This is a genomic window from Streptococcus sp. BS35b (assembly GCF_000286475.1).
Classification (GTDB): Bacteria; Bacillota; Bacilli; order Lactobacillales; family Streptococcaceae; genus Streptococcus; species Streptococcus oralis_W.
Window position 1 is genome coordinate 79733 of sequence record NZ_ALKH01000008.1, and the last position, 21904, is coordinate 101636.

18 protein-coding genes are annotated in these 21904 nt (G+C 43.2%); all 18 read left to right on the forward strand.

Translation table 11 applies throughout. The annotated features are described in order from the left end of the window. Positions 1–129 precede the first annotated feature (129 nt). Positions 130–603, forward strand: coding sequence for a transcriptional regulator NrdR (gene nrdR, locus HMPREF1149_RS07890; RefSeq protein WP_001203678.1), 474 nt, complete (start codon positions 130–132; stop codon positions 601–603). After that, positions 604–1767, forward strand: a complete 1164-nt coding sequence (locus HMPREF1149_RS07895) for a DnaD domain protein (RefSeq protein ID WP_000803921.1) — start codon at positions 604–606, stop codon at positions 1765–1767. It begins immediately after the preceding gene. After that, positions 1768–2664 carry a primosomal protein DnaI gene (dnaI, locus tag HMPREF1149_RS07900; protein ID WP_000446495.1) on the forward strand — a complete coding sequence of 299 codons (897 nt, stop codon included), beginning with the start codon at positions 1768–1770 and terminating at the stop codon, positions 2662–2664. It begins immediately after the preceding gene. After that, positions 2661–3374 (forward strand): NADPH-dependent oxidoreductase, encoded by a 714-nt coding sequence (locus HMPREF1149_RS07905; RefSeq protein WP_000140831.1) that lies wholly within the window; start codon positions 2661–2663, stop codon positions 3372–3374. The genes dnaI and HMPREF1149_RS07905 overlap by 4 nt, the downstream gene beginning before the upstream one ends. A 13-nt stretch (positions 3375–3387) precedes the next feature. Continuing rightward, the gene (der, locus tag HMPREF1149_RS07910) at positions 3388–4698 is read left to right on the forward strand and encodes a ribosome biogenesis GTPase Der (protein ID WP_001207705.1); all 1311 of its coding nucleotides are present in this window, start codon (positions 3388–3390) and stop codon (positions 4696–4698) included. A gap of 228 nt (positions 4699–4926) precedes the next feature. After that, positions 4927–5778, forward strand: a complete 852-nt coding sequence (locus tag HMPREF1149_RS07915) for a TPM domain-containing protein (protein ID WP_000830956.1) — start codon at positions 4927–4929, stop codon at positions 5776–5778. 160 nt (positions 5779–5938) lie between these two features. Further along, a complete protein-coding gene (locus HMPREF1149_RS07920; protein WP_000812472.1) occupies positions 5939–6535 on the forward strand; it encodes a LemA family protein in 597 nt (198 codons plus the stop codon). 131 nt (positions 6536–6666) lie between these two features. Further along, complete coding sequence (locus HMPREF1149_RS07925; protein ID WP_000415953.1) at positions 6667–6957, forward strand: hypothetical protein; 291 nt, start codon at positions 6667–6669, stop codon at positions 6955–6957. A gap of 142 nt (positions 6958–7099) precedes the next feature. Continuing rightward, positions 7100–9613: a preprotein translocase subunit SecA gene (gene secA / locus HMPREF1149_RS07930; protein WP_001274108.1), complete on the forward strand. Its 2514-nt coding sequence runs from the start codon at positions 7100–7102 to the stop codon at positions 9611–9613. A gap of 79 nt (positions 9614–9692) precedes the next feature. Further along, on the forward strand, positions 9693–10724 hold the full coding sequence (locus tag HMPREF1149_RS07935) for a 3-deoxy-7-phosphoheptulonate synthase (protein ID WP_000232180.1): 1032 nt from the start codon (positions 9693–9695) through the stop codon (positions 10722–10724). A 1-nt stretch (position 10725) separates the two neighbouring features. Continuing rightward, complete coding sequence (locus tag HMPREF1149_RS07940; protein WP_000864028.1) at positions 10726–11757, forward strand: 3-deoxy-7-phosphoheptulonate synthase; 1032 nt, start codon at positions 10726–10728, stop codon at positions 11755–11757. Positions 11758–11801: 44 nt separating this feature from the next. After that, positions 11802–12164: a holo-ACP synthase gene (gene acpS, locus HMPREF1149_RS07945; RefSeq protein WP_025170451.1), complete on the forward strand. Its 363-nt coding sequence runs from the start codon at positions 11802–11804 to the stop codon at positions 12162–12164. Beyond that, a complete protein-coding gene (alr, locus tag HMPREF1149_RS07950; RefSeq protein WP_000647928.1) occupies positions 12154–13257 on the forward strand; it encodes an alanine racemase in 1104 nt (367 codons plus the stop codon). Before acpS ends, alr begins: the two co-directional genes overlap by 11 nt. 18 nt (positions 13258–13275) lie before the next feature. After that, positions 13276–15291 carry an ATP-dependent DNA helicase RecG gene (gene recG / locus HMPREF1149_RS07955; protein ID WP_001048792.1) on the forward strand — a complete coding sequence of 672 codons (2016 nt, stop codon included), beginning with the start codon at positions 13276–13278 and terminating at the stop codon, positions 15289–15291. Positions 15292–15602: 311 nt separating this feature from the next. Next, entirely contained in the window at positions 15603–16085 is a 483-nt protein-coding gene (locus HMPREF1149_RS07960; protein WP_000894823.1) for a hotdog domain-containing protein, read from the forward strand. Between the two features lie 158 nt (positions 16086–16243). Next, positions 16244–17224 (forward strand): acetylxylan esterase, encoded by a 981-nt coding sequence (locus HMPREF1149_RS07965; protein ID WP_000795102.1) that lies wholly within the window; start codon positions 16244–16246, stop codon positions 17222–17224. Positions 17225–17559: 335 nt separating this feature from the next. Then, a complete protein-coding gene (locus HMPREF1149_RS07970; protein WP_001108137.1) occupies positions 17560–20952 on the forward strand; it encodes an SIALI-17 repeat-containing surface protein in 3393 nt (1130 codons plus the stop codon). A gap of 233 nt (positions 20953–21185) precedes the next feature. Next, positions 21186–21884 (forward strand): N-acetylmannosamine-6-phosphate 2-epimerase, encoded by a 699-nt coding sequence (locus tag HMPREF1149_RS07975; protein WP_001135639.1) that lies wholly within the window; start codon positions 21186–21188, stop codon positions 21882–21884. The last annotated feature ends 20 nt before the right edge of the window (positions 21885–21904 follow it).

Here is a 21904-nt window from a genome sequence, read left to right on the forward strand (position 1 = left end):
TTCTTTATCTTTATTGTTCTAATTAAATAATACAATAAAACAAAAAACTTGTCAAGTAAAAATAAGAATTGTTTTGGGAATTGCTCAAAAAATGGTATAATGAAAAGAAAACGACAAGGAGGGAAATGCATGCGTTGTCCAAAATGTGGGGCTACCAAGTCTAGTGTTGTTGATAGTCGACAAGCCGAAGAAGGAAATACCATCCGTCGAAGACGTGAGTGCGACGAGTGTCAGCATCGTTTTACAACCTATGAACGAGTAGAAGAAAGAACGCTGGTTGTCGTCAAAAAAGACGGTACGCGAGAACAGTTTTCGCGAGATAAAATCTTTAATGGGATTATCCGCTCAGCCCAGAAGCGTCCTGTGTCAAGTGATGAAATCAACATGGTGGTCAATCGTATTGAGCAAAAACTCCGTAGTCGCAGTGAGAATGAGATCCAAAGTGAATATATTGGGTCTTTAGTCATGGAAGAATTGGCGGAGCTGGATGAGATTACCTATGTTCGTTTTGCCAGTGTTTACCGTAGCTTTAAGGATGTGAGTGAGTTGGAGAGTCTGCTCCAGCAAATTACCCAGTCCTCTAAGAAGAAAAAGGAAAAATAGATGAAGCCAAATGACCGTTTTTCTTTTCTAAAGAATAATCGGGTGTCGCAAGATACCTCTTCTCTGGTGCAGTGCTACCTCCCGATTATCGGTCAGGAGGCACTGAGCCTCTATCTATACGCCATTACCTTTTGGGATGGTGGGCAAAAGGAACACCTCTTTTCCCATATCCTCAACCACTTAAACTTTGGCATGCCGACCTTGCTCCAATCCTTTAAAATCTTATCTGCTTTGGATTTGTTGACCCTTTATCAAAGGGGAGAAACCTATGAATTACAGCTTCATCCTCCCCTCTCCAGTCAGGAATTTTTAAGCCATTCTGTCTATAGCAGATTATTAGAGAAAAAGATTGGGGATACAGCTGTTTCTGCTATGAAGCAGGCTCCAAGTGAGGGAGAAGCACTCTCGGTTTCTTTGAGCCAAGTCTTTCCAACCCTGACTGAAGAAGTGACACCAACCGAGTCAAAAAGCAAGTTAAAAAACGATTTTGATTTGGAACATTTTCAGCGCCTGATGGCTCGAGATGGTATGCGTTTTGAAAACGAGCAGACGGATGTTTTGGAATTGTTTGCCATTGCAGATGAAAAAAAATGGACCTGGTTTGAAACCTATCAATTAGCCAAGACGACAGCTGTGGCTCAGGTTATTTCAGTCAAACGCATGCGTGAAAAAATAGCACAAAAACCAGCGACTTCTGACTTTAGCCCCAAAGAAATGACCATTATCAGGGAAGCCAAAAATAAAACTCCTCTACAATTTTTAGCGGAAATCAAGCAAACGCGTAAGGGAAACATCACTCAGAGTGAGCGAGAACTCCTTCACCAGATGGCGTCTTTAGGTTTGTTGGATGAAGTCATCAATATCGTCTTGCTTCTAACCTTTAACAAGGTTGATTCGGCTAATGTCAATGAGAAATATGCCATGAAGGTCGCAAATGACTATGCTTATCAAAAAATTCGGACAGCAGAAGAGGCTGTGCTTCGGATTCGAGAGCGTCAGCAAAAAGGCCATGAAGACCAAAAATCGAAAACTAGCTCGACTAAGACAAATGTTCCCAAGTGGAGTAACCCAGAATATAAAAATCAAACCAGCGAAGAAACTCGTCTGGAACTAGAACGTAAAAAACAAGAAATGTTAGCCCGATTAGAAGAAGGAGGAGACTAGATGGAAAGTGTTGGTGACGTTATCAAACGTCAGACGAGTCGTTTTCAGTATCAGGACCTAGTCCAGCAGATCATGAAAGACCCAGATGTGGCGGCTTTTATCCAGAAAGAATCCCTCAGTCAAGAGGAGTTAAATCGTAGCATCTCCAAGTTCAATCAATATATCACAGAACGGGATAAGTTTCTTCGTGGGGATGCGGACTATATAGCGCGTGGCTACAAGCCCATCTTGGTTATGAATCACGGATATGCGGATGTGTCTTATGAAGAAACACCAGAACTAATCGCGGCAGAAAAAGAGGCTGCAATTAAGAATCGTCTTAAGTTGATCAATCTACCAGCAAGTCTCAAGAAAGCGAAGTTGGCTCAGATTGACCTGGATGATCTAGGACGGTTGCCGATTTTTGAGAGACTCTATTCCTTTGTTGACCTTTACCCAAGCATCCGAAAAGGACTCTATCTTTACGGAGATTTTGGTGTTGGAAAGAGTTTCATGATGGCAGCTTTAGCTCATGACCTATCTGAAAAGCGTGGGGCATCAACGACCATTATCCACTATCCAAGCTTTGTCATTGATGTGAAAAATGCCATCGGTGAAGGAACTGTGAAGACCTTGGTGGATGACATCAAGTTAGCTGAGGTCTTAGTCTTAGATGATATTGGAGCAGAGCAGTCGACACCTTGGGTACGTGATGAGATTCTCCAAGTCATTCTTCAGTACCGCATGCAGGAAGATTTGCCAACCTTCTTTACTTCTAACTTTAATTTCCAAGATTTGGAAAAACATTTTGCCAAAGGAAAGAATGGAAATGACGAGACTTGGGAAGCTAGACGGGTCATGGAACGAATCCGTTATTTGGCTGAGGAGACAAGACTAGAAGGAGAAAATCGCCGATGACAGAAACCATTAAACTGATGAAAGCTCATACTTCGGTTCGTCGCTTTAAGGAGCAAGAGATTCCTCAGGCAGACTTGGAAGAGATTTTGACTGCTGGACAAATGGCGTCGTCCTGGAAAAATTTCCAATCCTACTCTGTGATTCTTGTGTGCAGTCAAGAGAAAAAAGATGCACTATATGAACTGGTTCCTCAGGAAGCTATTCGCCAGTCAGCTGCCTTTTTGCTCTTTGTCGGCGACTTGAACCGAGCTGAAAAGGGAGCAAGTCTTCATACGGGCACTTTCCAACCTCAAGGAGTGGAAGGTCTCCTTATCACGTCTGTGGATGCTGCGCTTGCTGGTCAAAACACCTTGCTTGCAGCAGAGAGTCTGGGATATGGTGGTGTTATCATTGGTTTAGTCCGTTACAAGTCGGAAGAAGTGGCAGCGCTTTTTAACCTGCCTGACTATACCTACCCTGTTTTTGGGATTGCCCTTGGCGTACCAAATCAACAACATGATGTCAAACCGAGACTGCCTTTGAGCCAAGTGGTATTTGAGGAAGAATACCAGGAACAGCCAGTTGAAGCGATTTTGGACTATGACCAAGTACAGGCAGACTATGCTGGTGCGCGTGCGACGACCTCTTGGAGTCAGCGTTTAGCAGAGCAGTTTGGTCAAGCCGAACCTCGTTCAACTCGAAAAAATCTAGAACAGAAAAAGTTATTGTAGAAAGTGAGAAAACATGGCCTTACCAACTATTGCCATTGTGGGACGTCCCAATGTTGGGAAATCGACCCTATTTAATCGGATCGCTGGTGAGCGAATCTCAATCGTAGAAGATGTCGAGGGTGTGACACGTGACCGTATCTATGCAACGGGTGAGTGGCTCAATCGTTCCTTTAGTATGATTGATACGGGAGGGATTGACGATGTCGATGCTCCCTTTATGGAGCAAATCAGGCACCAAGCAGAAATCGCTATGGAAGAAGCTGATGTCATCGTCTTTGTGGTGTCTGGGAAAGAAGGAATCACAGATGCGGACGAGTACGTAGCTCGCAAACTCTATAAAACCCATAAACCTGTTATCCTTGCCGTTAACAAGGTTGACAACCCAGAAATGCGAAATGATATTTTTGATTTCTATGCGCTAGGATTGGGCGAACCGTTGCCAATTTCGTCTGTCCACGGTATCGGTACCGGTGATGTGCTGGATGCCATCGTGGAAAATCTACCAAATGAAGTTGAAGAAGAAAATCCAGACGTGATCAAATTCAGCTTGATTGGCCGTCCAAACGTTGGAAAATCAAGTTTGATCAACGCCATTTTGGGAGAAGACCGCGTGATTGCCAGTCCAGTAGCTGGGACAACGCGCGATGCCATTGATACCCATTTTACAGATGCGGATGGTCAAGAGTTTACCATGATTGATACAGCTGGTATGCGTAAGTCTGGTAAGGTCTATGAAAATACAGAGAAATACTCTGTCATGCGTGCTATGCGTGCCATTGACCGTTCCGATGTTGTCTTGATGGTCCTCAATGCCGAAGAAGGTATCCGTGAATACGACAAGCGTATCGCAGGTTTCGCCCACGAAGCGGGTAAAGGAATGATCATCGTGGTCAACAAGTGGGATACCCTTGAGAAAGACAACCACACCATGAAAAACTGGGAAGAAGATATCCGTGAGCAGTTCCAATACCTGCCTTACGCACCGATTGTCTTTGTATCCGCTCTTACCAAGCAACGTCTACATAAACTGCCTGAGATGATTAAGCAAATCAGTGAAAGCCAAAACACCCGAATTCCATCAGCGGTCTTGAACGATGTCATTATGGATGCCATTGCTATCAATCCAACACCGACAGACAAAGGAAAACGCCTCAAGATCTTCTACGCAACCCAAGTGGCAACCAAGCCTCCAACCTTTGTCATCTTTGTCAATGAAGAAGAACTCATGCACTTCTCTTACCTGCGTTTCTTGGAAAATCAAATCCGCAAGGCCTTCGTCTTTGAAGGAACACCGATTCACTTGATTGCAAGAAAACGCAAGTAACCCTTGCTTATTTTCCAATAAGAATAACTTAAAAGAAGACTTCATAGTCTTCTTTTTTTCTATCTAAAAAGGGAGAAAATAACCTATCAAATTGGAGGAGAATCTGTCATCAAATTTCAATCATTTTCCTAGCTTTTGTAATCTATTTGTAATGAAAATGCACTTTCTTTGTAAAAATCAAAATGCTATAATTCCTTCAATCAATTTTCCTTTATCAGGGAGGTTATTATGAAAAGAAGCAGATTATTTAAAAATAGTTTGTTGGTTCGCTTGCTTGGGTTGCTGATGGTCTTTCTCTTCTTGTCAGCATTCACAGCACCTGAAAAACCTGAGTACGGGATCTATGACCCGGATCATTATTTAACGGATGAGACTATAAGTCAGATTCGGGAATTGAATAATGTAAATAGTAAAAAATCAGAAAAATTCCAGATGGGTGTTTACGTTGTGAAAAGCCTAGATGGAGAAACAATCGAGACTGTAGCCAATGAAACAGCTAGGGCTTGGAAAATTGGCTACTCGGGAGACAATCACGGTGTCTTGATTGTGGTAGCAGTCCAAGATAGAAAATCACGGATTGAAACCAGTAATAATGTGGCCAGTAAGATCACTGACTATCAGACTCACAGGTTCTTGACAACAGCACGTCCTTACTTTAAAAATGGTGACTATAATAAGGGTGTTCTCTCAATAGTAAACAATCTAAACTACATGTTCTATAGTGGATCGAGTACAACTGCTTCAAGTTCTAAAAGTAGCTACGACTATGCTTCTAATTCTAGTCGTCTAAGAGAAATTGAAAAGTATACCGTTGAGAGTCGATCTTCAAAACGTCATCAAAAAAGCAGTTCGAGTGATGGAGTTATTGGATTTGGAGTTCTCATTTACTTCATCGTGATAATTATCGGATTTCTATTTGGTGGTCGTGGTGGCGGTTCACGTGGAGATGATTCTGGCGGTGGCTGGTGGGGCGGTGACTCATCAGACTCAGGTTCCTCTTGGTCTGACTCAGGCTCCGACTCATCTGGAGGCTGGGATGGCGGTGGCTTTGATGGTGGCGGTTCGTCTGATGACTGGTGAGTAATCGTATATAGCTCAAACCTATTTCTCCATGCAGTAAGGTGACTCCTTTGCAAGAGTTCACTCCTTAATTAAAAGTAAAAACAAAGTTTGGGAAATTGATTTAAAATCTGAGTATTTTCTCAGAAAAGTTGATAAAAGAAAGTGTTAAGGTTTTGATATGAAACAAAATAAAGTAATTCTCTCAATAGTGGCGATCTTTTTTGGACTACTAGTTCTGGGAAGTTGTTCCGCAGTGACGACCTATAATGGTCTGGTTGGTGAACAGACTAAAGTGGAGCAGGCTCAGGCCGATGTCTCGACGGCCCTCCAACGTCGTTCGGACTTGATTGGTAACTTGGTGGAGTCCGTTAAAGGACAAATGAATCATGAAACCGAAGTCTTTACCAAGATTGCGGATGCTAGAGCTAAAATCGGTAGTAGCTCAGTGACTTCGGAAGAAAACCAAAAGGCTCAGGGAGAGTTGAGCTCTGCTCTTTCCCGCTTGATTTCCTTGACGGAGAATTATCCAGAACTCAAGAGCAATCAAAATGTTGAGCAACTAATGGTCGAACTTTCAGGCAGTGAAAATCGTATCTTTGTAGCACACAAGGATTATAATAAAGTCGCAGCCGAGTACAATCAAAAGTTGAGAAGTTTTCCAACTGTGCTTTTTGCGAATATGATGAACTTTAAAGAAGCTGAAACCTTTAAAGAAACAGAAGAAGCCAAGACAGTTCCTAAGGTCGATTTTGGGACATCTTCATCAAGTCAATAAAGTGAATCAGCCCATGAATAAAGTAATTTCTCTAGTATGACAGTGATTTCAAACCCGAACCTGGAAAGCTTTTTCCAGGTTTTTTTGGTATAATAAAAGGGAAGAGACAGTGACTGAAATGGAGGTTTGCTATGGAGAAAACAAAAGCCTTTCTTGAAGCGCACTACAAGAGATATATCCTTACGATTTGCTTTCTCTGGTTCCTCATGTTTTTTCTTCCTTGGGATTGGCAAATAGGAGGAGTTTCAGTGTATTATTTCGTTATGAAAAAACTCTTTGTGGTTTTTGGTGTTTTATCCATTCTATACTCCGTATTGATTAAAAAAATCAGTCTTCTCGTCTTTGGCATCATCTTTTGCTTGGCCTTCTGGATTAATCTCTTTTGGTATTTTGGGATATTACCTGCATTCTTGGGAAATTAAACATTAAAAAATGATGGACTAGACTGGCTTCTAGTCCTTTTTTCCCCTTGTGAAACAAGGATTCTTTCTTGAAAAATAATGGTAAATATGCTAAAATTAAAAGAACATTCTAAAATATTCAGAATCTAAAGTAAGGAAAATCATGGCTAATATTTTAAAAACAATTATCGAAAATGATAAAGGGGAACTTCGTCGTCTAGAAAAGATGGCTGATAAGGTTCTTAACTATGAGAGCCAAATGGCCGCAATGTCGGACGAAGAACTAAAAGCAAAAACTGACGAATTTAAAGAACGCTACAATAAGGGAGAATCACTTGATTCACTGTTATATGAGGCTTTTGCGGTAGTCCGTGAAGCAGCAAAACGTGTCCTTGGACTTTTCCCTTATAAGGTTCAGGTCATGGGTGGGATTGTTCTTCACCATGGTGACGTTCCAGAGATGCGTACCGGTGAAGGGAAGACCTTGACAGCGACCATGCCAGTGTACCTCAATGCCCTTGCAGGTAAAGGGGTTCACGTAGTTACAGTCAACGAATACCTAACAGAACGTGACGCGACTGAAATGGGTGAATTGTACTCATGGCTTGGTCTGTCAGTAGGAATCAACTTAGCAGCCAAATCTCCAATGGAGAAAAAAGAAGCGTACCTCTGTGATATTACCTACTCAACCAACTCAGAGATTGGTTTTGACTACCTTCGTGATAATATGGTCGTTCGTGCAGAAAACATGGTACAACGTCCGCTTAACTATGCCTTGGTCGATGAGGTTGACTCGATCTTGATCGATGAAGCCCGTACTCCTTTGATCGTTTCAGGTGCCAATGCAGTTGAGACTAGCCAACTCTACCACATGGCGGATCATTTTGTGAAGTCTTTGGACAAGGATGACTATATTATTGACATTCAGTCTAAGACGATTGGTTTGTCTGATTCTGGGATTGACAAGGCTGAGAGCTATTTCAAACTGGAAAATCTCTATGATGTCGAAAATGTGGCTCTTACCCACTTTATCGACAATGCCCTCCGTGCCAACTATATCATGATTCTCGATATCGACTATGTAGTTAGTGAAGAGCAAGAAATCTTGATTGTCGACCAATTTACAGGTCGTACCATGGAGGGTCGTCGTTACTCTGACGGCTTGCACCAAGCGATTGAAGCAAAAGAGGGCGTGCCGATTCAAGATGAGACCAAGACTTCAGCTTCTATTACCTACCAAAACCTCTTCCGTATGTATAAGAAATTGGCAGGTATGACAGGTACTGGTAAAACAGAAGAAGAAGAATTCCGCGAAATCTACAACATTCGTGTTATCCCAATCCCAACCAACCGTCCAATCCAACGTATCGACCACTCAGACCTTCTCTATGCCAGTCTTGATGCGAAGTTTAAGGCTGTAGTTGAAGATGTAAAAGCTCGTCACCAAAAAGGTCAGCCGGTCTTGGTAGGTACAGTTGCAGTTGAAACGAGTGACTTTCTGTCTAAGAAACTGGTAGAGGCAGGTGTTCCTCACGAAGTCTTGAATGCGAAGAACCACTACAGAGAAGCGCAAATCATCATGAACGCTGGTCAGCGTGGTGCAGTTACTATCGCGACCAACATGGCCGGTCGTGGTACCGACATCAAGCTTGGTGAAGGGGTTCGTGAACTTGGTGGACTTTGTGTCATTGGTACAGAACGCCATGAAAGTCGCCGTATTGATAATCAGCTTCGTGGACGTTCAGGGCGTCAAGGAGACCCAGGTGAGTCACAATTCTACTTGTCTCTTGAAGATGATTTGATGAAACGTTTCGGTTCAGAACGTTTGAAAGGTGTCTTTGAACGTCTCAACATGTCTGATGAAGCCATTGAATCTCGTATGTTAACGCGTCAAGTTGAAGCAGCTCAAAAACGTGTCGAAGGAAACAACTACGACACTCGTAAACAAGTCCTTCAATACGATGATGTTATGCGTGAACAACGTGAGATCATCTATGCACAACGTTATGATGTCATCACTGCAGACCGTGACTTGGCACCTGAAATCCATGCTATGATCCGCCGTACCATTGGACGTATCGTAGATGCACATGCACGCTCTAAGGAAGATGAAAAACTGGAAGCAATCCTGAACTTTGCTAAATATAACTTACTTCCAGAAGATTCAATCAGCCGTTCAGATCTTGCAGGTCTGTCAGATCAGGCCATCAAAGATGAACTTTTCCAACGTGCCTTGAAAGTTTATGATAGCCAAGTTGCTAAGCTTCGTGACGAAGATGCAGTGAAAGAATTCCAAAAAGTCTTGATCCTACGTGTTGTAGACAACAAGTGGACAGACCATATCGATGCTCTTGACCAGTTGCGAAATGCTGTTGGTCTTCGTGGATATGCCCAAAACAACCCTGTTGTAGAATATCAAGCAGAAGGTTTCCGCATGTTTAACGACATGATTGGATCAATTGAATTTGATGTGACCCGCTTGATGATGAAAGCACAAATTCACGAACAGGAACGTCCTCAAACTGAACACAATATCAGTACAACTGCGACTCGTAATATCGCAGCGCAGCAGGCAAGTCTTCCAGAAGATGTGGACTTGAGCCAAATCGGACGAAATGACCAATGCCCATGTGGATCAGGTAAGAAATTCAAGAACTGTCATGGTAAGAGACAATAATATGAGATAAGATACAGGCGGATACCTGGTAAAAGTCATTTTTTGCTTGGTGTCCGTTTGCTTTATAAGGAGATGAATCATGGTATTTACAGCTAAAAGTCCTAAAATTAACATTGAAGAAGTTCGCGCCTTGTCTAAATTAGAGGGGGCGGCTCTTGCGAGAAAAAAACAACGTGATCAGGAATTGGAAGCCATCATTCGTGGGGAAGACCAGCGTATTCTCTTGGTGATTGGACCATGTTCATCTGATAATGAAGAGGCGGTTCTCGAGTATGCCAAGCGTCTATCTGCTTTGCAAGAAGAGGTCAAAGATCGTATTTTTATGGTCATGCGTGTCTATACGGCTAAACCTCGTACCAATGGAGATGGCTATAAGGGCTTGATTCATCAACCAAATGCTAAAGAAGCACCTAGCTTGATCAATGGAATCAAGGCTGTTCGCCATTTACATTACCGCGTTATTTCTGAAACGGGTATGACAACAGCAGATGAGATGCTTTATCCTGAAAATCTTCCGTTGGTGGATGATTTGATTTCTTATATGGCTGTTGGAGCTCGTTCTGTAGAGGATCAACAGCACCGTTTTGTAGCGAGTGGAGCAGATTTTTCAACAGGATTTAAAAATCCAACCTCAGGAAATCTTAATGTTATGTTTAATGGGATTTACGCAGCGCAAAATAAGCAGAGTTTCCTCTTCCTTGGTAAAGAGGTGGAAACGACTGGGAATCCATTGTCCCATGCCATTCTTCGTGGTGCCTTGAATGAATATGGCAAGAATATTCCCAACTACTACTATGACAATTTGATAGATACCATTGCCCAGTATGAAAAGATGGGCTTGGAAAATCCCTTTATCATCATCGATACCAATCATGACAATTCAGGCAAGCAGTATATGGAGCAAATCCGTATCGTTCGTCAGACCTTGATTAACCGTGACTGGAATGAGAAGATCAAAAAATATGTTCGTGGTTTTATGATTGAGTCCTATCTAGAAGATGGACGTCAAAATGAGCCAGAAGTTTTTGGTAAGTCCATTACAGATCCGTGTCTCGGATGGGACAACACAGAAGCACTTGTTCGCGAAATTTACCAAACGCTAGGAGAGTAAGATGGCATTTATCGAAAAAGGTCAAGAAATTGATATTGAAGCAATCAAGGCTGCGACCCAGTTGTCACCTGAAGCCTTGCGAAAAAAAGAAGCCCGCGATAGAGAGCTGGCAGCCATCATCTCGGGTGAGGACGATCGTATCCTTTTGGTGATGGGGCCGTGCTCTTCAGACAATGAAGAAGCAGTGCTTGAATATGCTCGTCGCTTAGCAGACTTGCAGAAAAAAGTTGCGGATAAAATCTTTATCGTGATGCGTGTCTATACGGCTAAACCTCGTACTAATGGAGATGGCTATAAGGGCATGATTCATCAACCAAATACCAGCGAAGCGCCTAGTCTCATCAATGGTTTGCAGGCTGTTCGTCAGCTCCACTACCGTGTGATTACCGAAACGGGATTGACAACAGCTGATGAGATGCTTTATCCGTCAAATCTCGTTTTGGTTGATGACCTGGTCAGCTACCATGCTGTTGGGGCTCGTTCGGTGGAAGACCAGGAACACCGCTTTGTAGCGTCTGGGATTGATGCTCCAGTTGGGATGAAAAATCCAACATCTGGAAATCTCGGGGTCATGTTTAATGCCATCTATGCGGCTCAAAACAAGCAAACCTTCCTTTACCATGGGCAAGAAGTGGAAACTTCAGGAAATCCTTTGGCCCACGTTATCCTTCGTGGCGCCATGAACGAATATGGTAAAAATGAACCCAACTTCTACTATGAAACCCTCTTAAATGCCATCAATCGTTATGAGACCATGGGACTTGAAAATCCCTTCATTATCATCGATACCAATCATGACAATTCAGGCAAGCAGTATATGGAACAAATTCGCATTGTTCGCCAAGCCTTGCTGAATCGTGACTGGAATGAAAAGATTAAAAAGACAGTTCGAGGCTTTATGATCGAATCTTACCTAGCTGATGGTCGTCAAAATCAACCAGAGGTCTTTGGTTGCTCCATAACTGACCCTTGTCTAGGTTGGGAAAATACAGTAGCCTTGGTAGAAGAAATTTATACTACCTTAACAAAATAAGTGAAAAGGATGGAGTTGGGGGAATCTCAGCTCCTTTTATGAGTATGATAGTTGGACACGGAATTGACATCGAAGAATTGGCTTCGATAGAAAACGCAGTTACACGACGTGAGGGCTTTGCCAAGCGCGTGCTGACCCCTAAAGAAATGGAGCGTTTTGCCAATCTCAAAGGGCGCAGACAAATAGAATATTTAGCTGGTCGCTGGTCGGCTAAGGAGGCCTTTTCCAAGGCTTTGGGGACAGGAATTGGCAAACTGACCTTTCAGGATTTGGAAGTTTTGAACAATGAAAGAGGGGCTCCCTATTTTAGTCAGTCGCCATTTTCAGGAAAGATTTGGCTGTCGATCAGCCATACAGATCAGTTTGTGACAGCAAGTGTCATTTTGGAGGAAAATCATGAAAGCTAGTCTACATAGACCAACCAAGGCTCTGATTCGTTTGGGAGCTATTCGACAAAATATACAACAAATGGGAAGTCATATCCCTAATGGTACGCTTAAATTTGCAGTAGTCAAGGCTAATGCTTATGGACATGGGGCGGTAGCTGTTGCAACGGCGATCCAGGATGTTGTTGATGGATTTTGCGTTTCCAATATTGATGAAGCTATCGAGTTGCGTCAAGCAGGTATAAACAAGAAAATCCTCATCTTAGGAGTTTCTGAGCTAGAAGCTGTTTCCCTAGCTAAAGAATACGACATCACCTTGACAGTGGCAGGGTTGGAGTGGATTCAAGCGCTGTTAGACAAGGAAGCAGATTTAACTGGCTTGACTGTTCACCTCAAGATTGACTCAGGAATGGGACGGATTGGTTTTAGAGGGGCCAGTGAAGCTGATCTGGCTCAAGACTTGCTCAAGCAACATGGTGCTCGTGTTGAGGGGATTTTTACCCACTTTGCTACTGCAGATGAGGAATCAGATACTTATTTTAATGCCCAGTTAGAACGCTTTAAAGCTATTTTGGCAAGTATGAAGGAAGTTCCAGAGCTGGTTCATGCTAGCAACTCGGCAACGACCCTCTGGCATGCTGAAACTATTTTCAATGCGGTCCGTATGGGAGATTCCATGTATGGTCTCAATCCAAGTGGAGATGTCTTAGACTTGCCTTATGACTTGACACCAGCCTTGAGTTTGGAGTCTGCTCTGGTCCATGTCAAGACAGTGCCAGCTGGAGCTTGCATGGGCTATGGAGCCACCTATCAGGCGGATAGCGAGCAAGTCATCGCGACCGTGCCAATCGGCTATGCGGATGGTTGGACACGAGACATGCAGAATTTCTCTGTTTTAGTAGATGGACAAGCTTGCCCAATCGTCGGACGGGTTTCTATGGACCAAATCACCATTCGCTTGCCTAAGATTTATCCGCTAGGAACAAAAGTAACCTTGATTGGCTCCAACGGTGACAAGGAAATCACAGCAACTCAGGTAGCGACCTACCGCGGAACCATTAATTATGAGGTGGTTTGCCTCCTCAGCGATCGCATTCCGAGAGAATATTATTAAAAAAGAAAGGAGTGGAGCATGAATCTACATCAACCCTTGCATGTCTTGCCTGGTGTGGGACCAAAGTCAGCCGAGAAATACGCCAAACTAGGAATTGAAAACTTGCAAGACCTCTTGCTCTACTTTCCTTTCCGTTACGAAGACTTCAAAACCAAGCGGGTGCTGGAGCTGGAAGATGGCGAAAAGGCGGTCCTGTCTGGTCAAGTCGTGACACCTGCCAGTGTACAGTATTATGGTTTCAAGCGCAATCGCCTACGTTTTAGCCTTAAGCAGGGAGAGGTCGTTTTTGCGGTGAATTTCTTTAACCAGCCCTATCTAGCAGACAAGATAGAGTTGGGAGCAACCCTTGCTGTTTTTGGGAAGTGGGACCGTGCCAAGGCTAGTCTGACTGGGATGAAGGTTCTAGCTCAGGTGGAAGATGACCTCCAGCCTGTCTATCGTCTGGCTCAGGGAATCAGTCAGGCCAGTTTGGTTAAGGTCATTAAGACAGCCTTTGATCAGGGATTGGACCTCTTGATTGAGGAAAACCTTCCCCAGTCTTTACTTGATAAATACAAACTCATGTCCCGTTGCCAGGCTGTTCGCGCTATGCATTTTCCTAAGGATTTGGCAGAATACAAGCAGGCCCTTCGTCGTATCAAGTTTGAGGAACTCTTTTACTTCCAAATGCAGTTGCAGACGCTCAAGTCTGAAAATAGAGTTCAGGGAAGTGGTCTGGTTCTGAACTGGTCTCAAGAAAAAGTGACAGAAGTCAAAGAAAACCTGCCTTTTGCTTTGACTCAAGCTCAGGAAAAGAGTTTACAGGAAATTTTGATCGACATGAAGTCCGACCACCACATGAATCGTCTCCTGCAAGGAGATGTGGGGAGCGGAAAAACGGTAGTCGCTGGCTTGGCCATGTTTGCGGCGGTGACAGCTGGCTACCAGGCTGCTCTCATGGTACCGACAGAAATCCTAGCAGAGCAACACTTTGAGAGTTTACAGAACCTTTTTCCAGACTTGAAACTAGCTCTCTTGACAGGTTCCTTAAAAGTTGCAGAAAAAAGAGAAGTCTTGGAGACCATTGCCAAGGGTGAGGCCGACTTTATTATCGGGACTCATGCTTTGATACAAGATGGAGTGGATTATGCTCGTCTTGGCTTGATTATCATCGATGAGCAGCACCGTTTTGGTGTGGGGCAAAGGCGTATTCTGCGAGAAAAAGGAGATAATCCTGACGTTCTCATGATGACGGCGACGCCCATTCCGCGAACATTGGCTATCACAGCCTTTGGCGATATGGATGTTTCCATTATCGACCAGATGCCTGCGGGTCGGAAACCCATTGTGACACGTTGGATCAAACATGAGCAGCTGCCTCAGGTCTTGACTTGGTTAGAGGGGGAAATTCAAAAAGGTTCTCAAGCCTATGTCATTTCTCCCTTGATTGAGGAATCTGAAGCTCTGGATCTGAAAAATGCCATTGCCTTATCTGAGGAGTTGACAGCTCATTTTGCCGGCAAGGCTGAAGTAGCTCTTCTACATGGTAAGATGAAGAGTGATGAAAAAGACCAGATCATGCAGGATTTCAAAGAGAGAAAGACGGATATTCTGGTTTCGACGACGGTTATTGAGGTTGGGGTCAATGTTCCCAATGCGACCGTCATGATTATCATGGATGCCGACCGGTTCGGTCTCAGTCAGCTTCACCAGCTCAGAGGTCGTGTTGGTCGGGGTAACAAGCAGTCCTATGCTGTTCTCGTGGCTAATCCCAAGACGGATTCTGGGAAAGATCGCATGCGTATCATGACAGAAACGACCAATGGATTTGTCCTGGCCGAAGAAGATTTGAAAATGCGTGGTTCTGGTGAGATTTTTGGAACCAGACAGTCTGGGTTACCAGAGTTCCAAGTAGCGGATATTATCGAAGATTTTCCGATTTTAGAAGAAGCCAGAAAGGTTGCCAGCTACATTAGTTCGATAGAAGGTTGGCAAGAGGATCCGGAGTGGCGCATGATTGCTCTCCACTTAGAAAAGAGAGAACATCTGGATTAAGCCTTTTCTAAGAAATCTATAAGCTAGCTTTTAGATTTGGTTCTTATACTAGAGTCATCAAAAAGAAACGAGGACTCTCATATGACGATTAAAGTGACCTACCAAAAGAAATTCCAAACCGTCAAACTAGAGAAAGGAGTTAGCACCTATTGATAACCAAAGAGCGGAAACGCTCTTTTTTATTTTTATAAAATAGTCGACTATAAATCAAACTTAGTCGAGTGATAAAAAGATATTAGTCTCCAAGCCTATTTACTCTTTGACTGAAGCTTGATATAATTGCCCCATATGAGTAAAGAGGAGTGAAAAGAATGTTAGAAACAAGAACGATTGCTATCCAAGATAGGTATGGAGAACGATTTCAGCATTGTTGGGGATGTGGTCCCAAGAATGATTTAGGCTTACATTTAAAAACCTATCCAAATATAGATGGAAAGAGTTGTATTAGTCGGATAAAGCTTGAAAATGCTTATACTGGTGGAGTTCCATCAAATGTCTTTGGAGGAATGATAGCGACTATTTTTGATTGCCATGGCACGGCCTCAGCAGCTTGGTTTGCCCATCATCAAAAAGGGTTGGAACTGACGAAATCAACTGTGATAGGACGTTTTATTACTGCTCACTTGGAGATTGATTACCTTAGTCCTAGTCCAATTGAAGATGAAATTGTGGTCACTTCTACTCTGGAGGAATTAGGGGAAAGAAAAGCAATTATTGCTATGGAGATGACAGTGGCTACTAAAGTCCGTGCCAAAGCCAAAATGGTAGCAGTTGCTGTGAAGGATCATATGTAAAACGGAAGATTAGAAGTTTAAGATTTTAAAACTACTTTCAGACAATAGGTTTGAGGAAAGAGAATCTAAAATCACTTTCTGTTTACCGTTCTTTCTTGCATTGCTTTCCTAGATATGCTAGAGTTATGATAGCGATTACAAAATAAAAGGAGCATGCTATGAAAAATCCAGCTTTGTTAGAAGAAATCAAGACCTATCTAGGACGGGATGAGGTGCCAGAAGATTTTGATGCTTTCTGGGATGAGGAAGTGAAAAAAGTTTCATCTCTTCCAGCCTACCAGTTGGAGGAAAGAGATTTCCATATTTCTCAAGTCAAGTGCTATGAACTCACTTTTGAAGGAACCAATGAAGGCAAGGTCTATGCACGCGTCGTCCTTCCAAAAAGTGAAGGGAAAGTTCCGGTAATCTTCCACTTTCATGGTTATATGGGACGTGGCTGGGACTGGGCCGACATGTTGGCCTTCACCGTGGCTGGTTACGGTGTTGTTTCCATGGACGTTCGTGGCCAGTCGGGCTATTCACAAGACGGCTTGCGTTCTCCACTAGGAAATACGGTGAAGGGGCATATCATCCGTGGTGCTGTGGAAGGTCGGAATCATCTCTTTTATAAGGATGTTTATCTGGATATTTACCAGTTGGTTGAAATTGTTGCTAGTCTGCCTCAGGTGGATGAGAAGCGACTTTCTAGCTATGGTGCCTCACAAGGAGGAGCTCTAGCACTAGTTGCAGCAGCGCTCAATCCTCGGATTCGGCGAACAGTTGCCATCTATCCTTTCTTGTCTGACTTTAGACGAGTGCTTGAGATTGGCAATACCAGTGAGGCCTATGATGAACTCTTCCGTTATTTCAAGTTTCACGATCCCTTCCATGAAACAGAGGAGGAAATCATGGCGACCCTTGCCTATATCGATGTGAAAAATCTTGCCCATCGCATTCAAGGTGAGGTCAAGATGATTACGGGCTTGGATGACGATGTCTGCTATCCTATTACCCAGTTTGCGATTTACAACCGCCTAACTTGCGACAAGGCCTATCGCATCATGCCAGAGTATGCTCACGAAGCCATGAATGTTTTTGTCAATGACCAAGTCTATAACTGGCTCTGTGGCAGTGAGATTCCTTTTAAGTACGTAAGATAATGAATGAGAGAGCCCAGGAGCTCTCTTTTTATGTCCAAAATCTGAAAGTACTTTTAGAAAATTTAAAATATTAAAATATTCTTAAAAGTAAAATCTATTCTGTGGGAACACAGATATAAATATAAGACTTTGTTGTATAATAAAGGAAAAGTCACTTGTGAAAGGAGGAAAAAGGCTGCTGGAGGATTAAAAACTCGGGCTCAGCAGAAAATGGGAGAGGATTGGGAGCTCTCATTAAGTTGGATACTTTCTTGTAAAACTTGTCTCTTGGGAGACAATAAAAATTTTTAAAGAAAAAGAAAGCGCTTTATTTTATGAAAAATGAAAGGACAAACATGAATTACAAATCTTTAGATCGGAAACAGCGATACGGAATTCGAAAATTTGCAGTTGGTGCAGCATCGGTAGTGATTGGTACAGTAGTATTTGGAGCAAATCCAGTCTTAGCTCAAGAGCAAGCCAATGCAGCAGGAGCCAATACAGAAACTGTCGAACCTGGTCAAGGTTTATCAGAATTGCCAAAAGAAGCGTCCTCGGGAGATCTTGCTCATTTGGATAAGGATTTGGCTGGTAAATTGGCAGCAGCTCAAGACAACGGCGTTGAGGTGGACCAAGACCATTTGAAAAAAAATGAGAGTGCAGAGTCAGAAACCCCATCCTCTACGGGAACCCCTGCAGAAGAAGCAAATAAGGAAGAGAAATCAGAGGATCAGGGGGCTATTCCTCGTGACTATTACTCAAGAGATTTAAAAAATGCCAATCCTGTCCTTGAAAAAGAAGATGTTGAAACCAATGCAGCAAATGGTCAGAGAGTTGATTTATCAAGTGAACTAGACAAACTAAAGCAACTAAAAAATGCTACAGTTCACATGGAGTTCAAACCAGATGCATCAGCTCCACGCTTTTACAATCTCTTCTCTGTATCCAGTGACACCAAGGAAAATGAGTACTTTACTATGTCGGTCCTTGATAATACAGCTCTTATTGAAGGGCGTGGCGCTAATGGAGAGCAGTTCTATGATAAGTATACAGATGCTCCTTTGAAAGTTCGCCCAGGACAATGGAATTCCGTGACCTTTACTGTCGAACAACCGACAGCGGAGTTACCTCATGGTCGAGTTCGTCTCTATGTGAACGGTGTCTTATCTCGAACTAGCCTCAAATCTGGTAACTTTATCAAAGATATGCCAGATGTTAATCAAGCTCAACTTGGAGCAACCAAACGGGGCAATAAAACAGTTTGGGCATCAAATCTACAAGTTCGAAACCTAACCGTTTATGATCGTGCCTTAAGCCCAGATGAAGTTCAAACACGGAGTCAACTATTTGAAAGAGGTGATTTGGAAAAGAAACTTCCAGAAGGTGCGAAAATCTCTGAGAAAGAAGATGTCTTTGAAGGTGGTAGGAACAATCAACCAAATAAAGATGGTATCAAGAGTTATCGTATCCCAGCTCTTCTCAAGACAGATAAAGGAACTTTAATTGCTGGTGCAGATGAACGCCGTCTCCATTCAAGTGACTGGGGAGATATCGGTATGGTCATCAGACGTAGCGAAGATAATGGGAATACATGGGGAGACCGAGTAACCATTACCAACTTACGGGACAATCCAAAAGCTTCTGACCCATCAATCGGTTCACCAGTGAATATTGATATGACCTTAACTCAAGATCCTGAAACCAAACGCATCTTTGCCATTTATGACATGTTCCCAGAAGGAAAAGGGATCTTTGGAATGTCTTCACAAAAAGAAGAAGCCTATAAAGAAATCAATGGTAAAACCTATCAACTCCTCTATCGAGAAGGTGAACAGGGAGCCTATACTATTCGAGAAAATGGTACAGTTTACACTCCAGATGGCAAGGCAACAGACTACCGCGTTGTTGTAGATCCTGTTAAACCAGCCTATAGTGACAAGGGTGATCTATACAAAGGTGATCAGCTACTAGGCAATATCTACTTCACAACAAACAAAACTTCTCCATTTAGAATTGCGAAGGATAGCTACCTATGGATGTCCTATAGTGATGACGACGGGAAGACCTGGTCAGCGCCTCAAGATATTACTCCGATGGTCAAAGCCGATTGGATGAAATTTTTAGGTGTTGGGCCTGGAGTGGGGATTACCCTTCGTACTGGACCGCATAAAGGTCGAATCGTCGTTCCTGTCTATACGACCAACCGGGCTAACCACCTCAATGGTTCTCAATCATCTCGAATCATCTACTCAGACGACCATGGTAAGACTTGGCATATGGGTGGTGGTGTCAACGACAATCGTACACTTTATGATGGTACAGTAGTTGATTCAAGCACCATGAGCAATTATTATGCTCAAAATACAGAGGCTTCTGTTGTTCAGTTAAACAATGGGGACCTCAAACTCTTTATGCGTGGTTTGACTGAGGATCTACAGGTTGCGACCAGTCATGACGGTGGTCTAACTTGGGACAATAACGTTGAACGTTACGACGTGCCAGACGTTTATGTTCAAATGGCTGCGACTCACACGGTTCAAAATGGTAAAGAGTATATTCTCTTGGCAAATGCGAACGGTCCAGGTCGTAAAAATGGGTATATTCGAGTGGCTCGTGTTGAAGAAGATGGCCAGTTAACTTGGTTGCACCACCATTTGATTCAAGAAGGTGAGTATGCTTATAACTCACTTCAACAAATCGGGCCAGATGAATTTGGACTTTTATATGAACACCATGCTCCTGGAGGAGTTCCGTACACACTTTCCTTTAAGAAATTTAACTGGGATTTCTTGACTAAGGAAAGAATTTCTCCTAAAGAAGCAAAAGTAAAATATGCTATCCAAAAATGGCCAGGTATCATTGCCATGGAGTTCGATTCGGAAGTATTGGTAAACAAGGCTCCGACCCTTCAATTGGCAAATGGCAAGACAGCAACCTTTATGACCCAGTACGATACAAAAACTCTCTTATTCACAATAGATCCAGAGGATATGGGACAAAGGATTACAGGTCTAGCTGAGGGTGCAATTGAAAGCATGCACAATTTACCAGTTTCTTTAGCTGGCTCTAAACTAAGCGATGGTATTAATGGCAGTGAAGCTGCTATCCATGAAGTCCCAGAGTTCACAGGTGGTGTCAATGCAGAAGAAGCGGCTGTGGCAGAGGTACCAGAGTACACGGGACCATTGGCAACAGCAGGTGAAGAACCAGCTCCAACAGTAGAAAAACCGGAATTTACGGGTGGTGTCAATGCAGAAGAAGCGGCTGTAGCAGAGGTACCAGAGTACACCGATCCATTGGCAACGGTAGGTGAAGAACCGGCTCCAACGGTAGAAAAACCAGAATTCACAGGTGGTGTCAATGCAGTTGAGGCAGCAGTCCATGAGATTCCAGAGTTCAAGGGTGGTGTCAATGCAGTTCAAGCGGCTTCAAATGAGGTTCCGGAATATAGCGGAGGTGCTAACTTTGTCTTGGCAGCTTCAAATGGCCTTCCAGACTATAAGGGTGGAGTCAATGGCGCTGAGGCAGCAGTCCATGAAGTGCCAGAGTACAAGGGAGACACCAATCTAGTATTAGCAGCTGCAGACAACAAACTGTCTCTAGGCCAAGATGTGACCTATCAAGCGCCAGCAGCTAAACAAGATGAACTTCCAAATACGGGAAGCAAGGAAACCAGCTCACTAATTTCCCTTGGCCTTGCGGGCGTCCTTTTATCACTCTTTGCATTTGGAAAGAAGAGAAGAGAATAATAAGCAAAAGCTATTATAGCAAGTCTCAGAAGAGATAGCAGGTTTTTAAGCCTGCTATCTTTTTTGATGACATTCAGGTTGATTCGAAATCATAAGAGGCCTGAAACTACTTTCAGGAACGGCTGTTCTATAAAATACTTTTGAAACTGAAATCTATTCTACTACAAGCTATTGAAAGCGCTTAACAAATAATATATAATAAGCCCATAAGAACAAGAAAGGGAGGAAAGAGGATGCCACAGATCAGCAAAGAAGCCTTGATTGAACAAATCAAAGATGGAATCATTGTCTCTTGCCAGGCACTTCCTCACGAACCGCTTTATACAGAAGCGGGAGGAGTCATTCCCTTGCTAGTCAAAGCGGCTGAGCAAGGTGGAGCAGTCGGTATCCGAGCAAACAGTATTCGCGATATCAAGGAGATTAAGGAGGTCACGAAACTCCCAATTATCGGGATTATCAAACGTGACTATCCGCCACAGGAGCCTTTCATTACAGCTACGATGAGAGAAGTTGATGAACTGGCTGAACTAGATATTGAGGTCATTGCTCTGGATTGTACAAAACGTGAACGTTACGACGGTTTGGAAATCCAAGACTTTATCCGACAAGTCAAAGAAAAATATCCGCATCAACTCTTAATGGCTGATACCAGCACGTTTGAAGAAGGAATAGCGGCAGTTGAGGCAGGTGTTGATTTTGTTGGAACAACCCTATCAGGTTATACCTCTTATAGTCCCAAAGTAGATGGTCCAGACTTTGAACTGATCAAAAAACTCTGCGATGCCGGTGTGGATGTCATCGCTGAAGGGAAAATTCACACACCAGAACAAGCTAAGCAAATCCTTGAATATGGGGTGCGAGGTATCGTTGTTGGTGGAGCGATTACTAGACCAAAAGAGATTACGGAACGCTTTGTTGCCGGTCTTAAATAACACAATCTCAAAACAGAGGA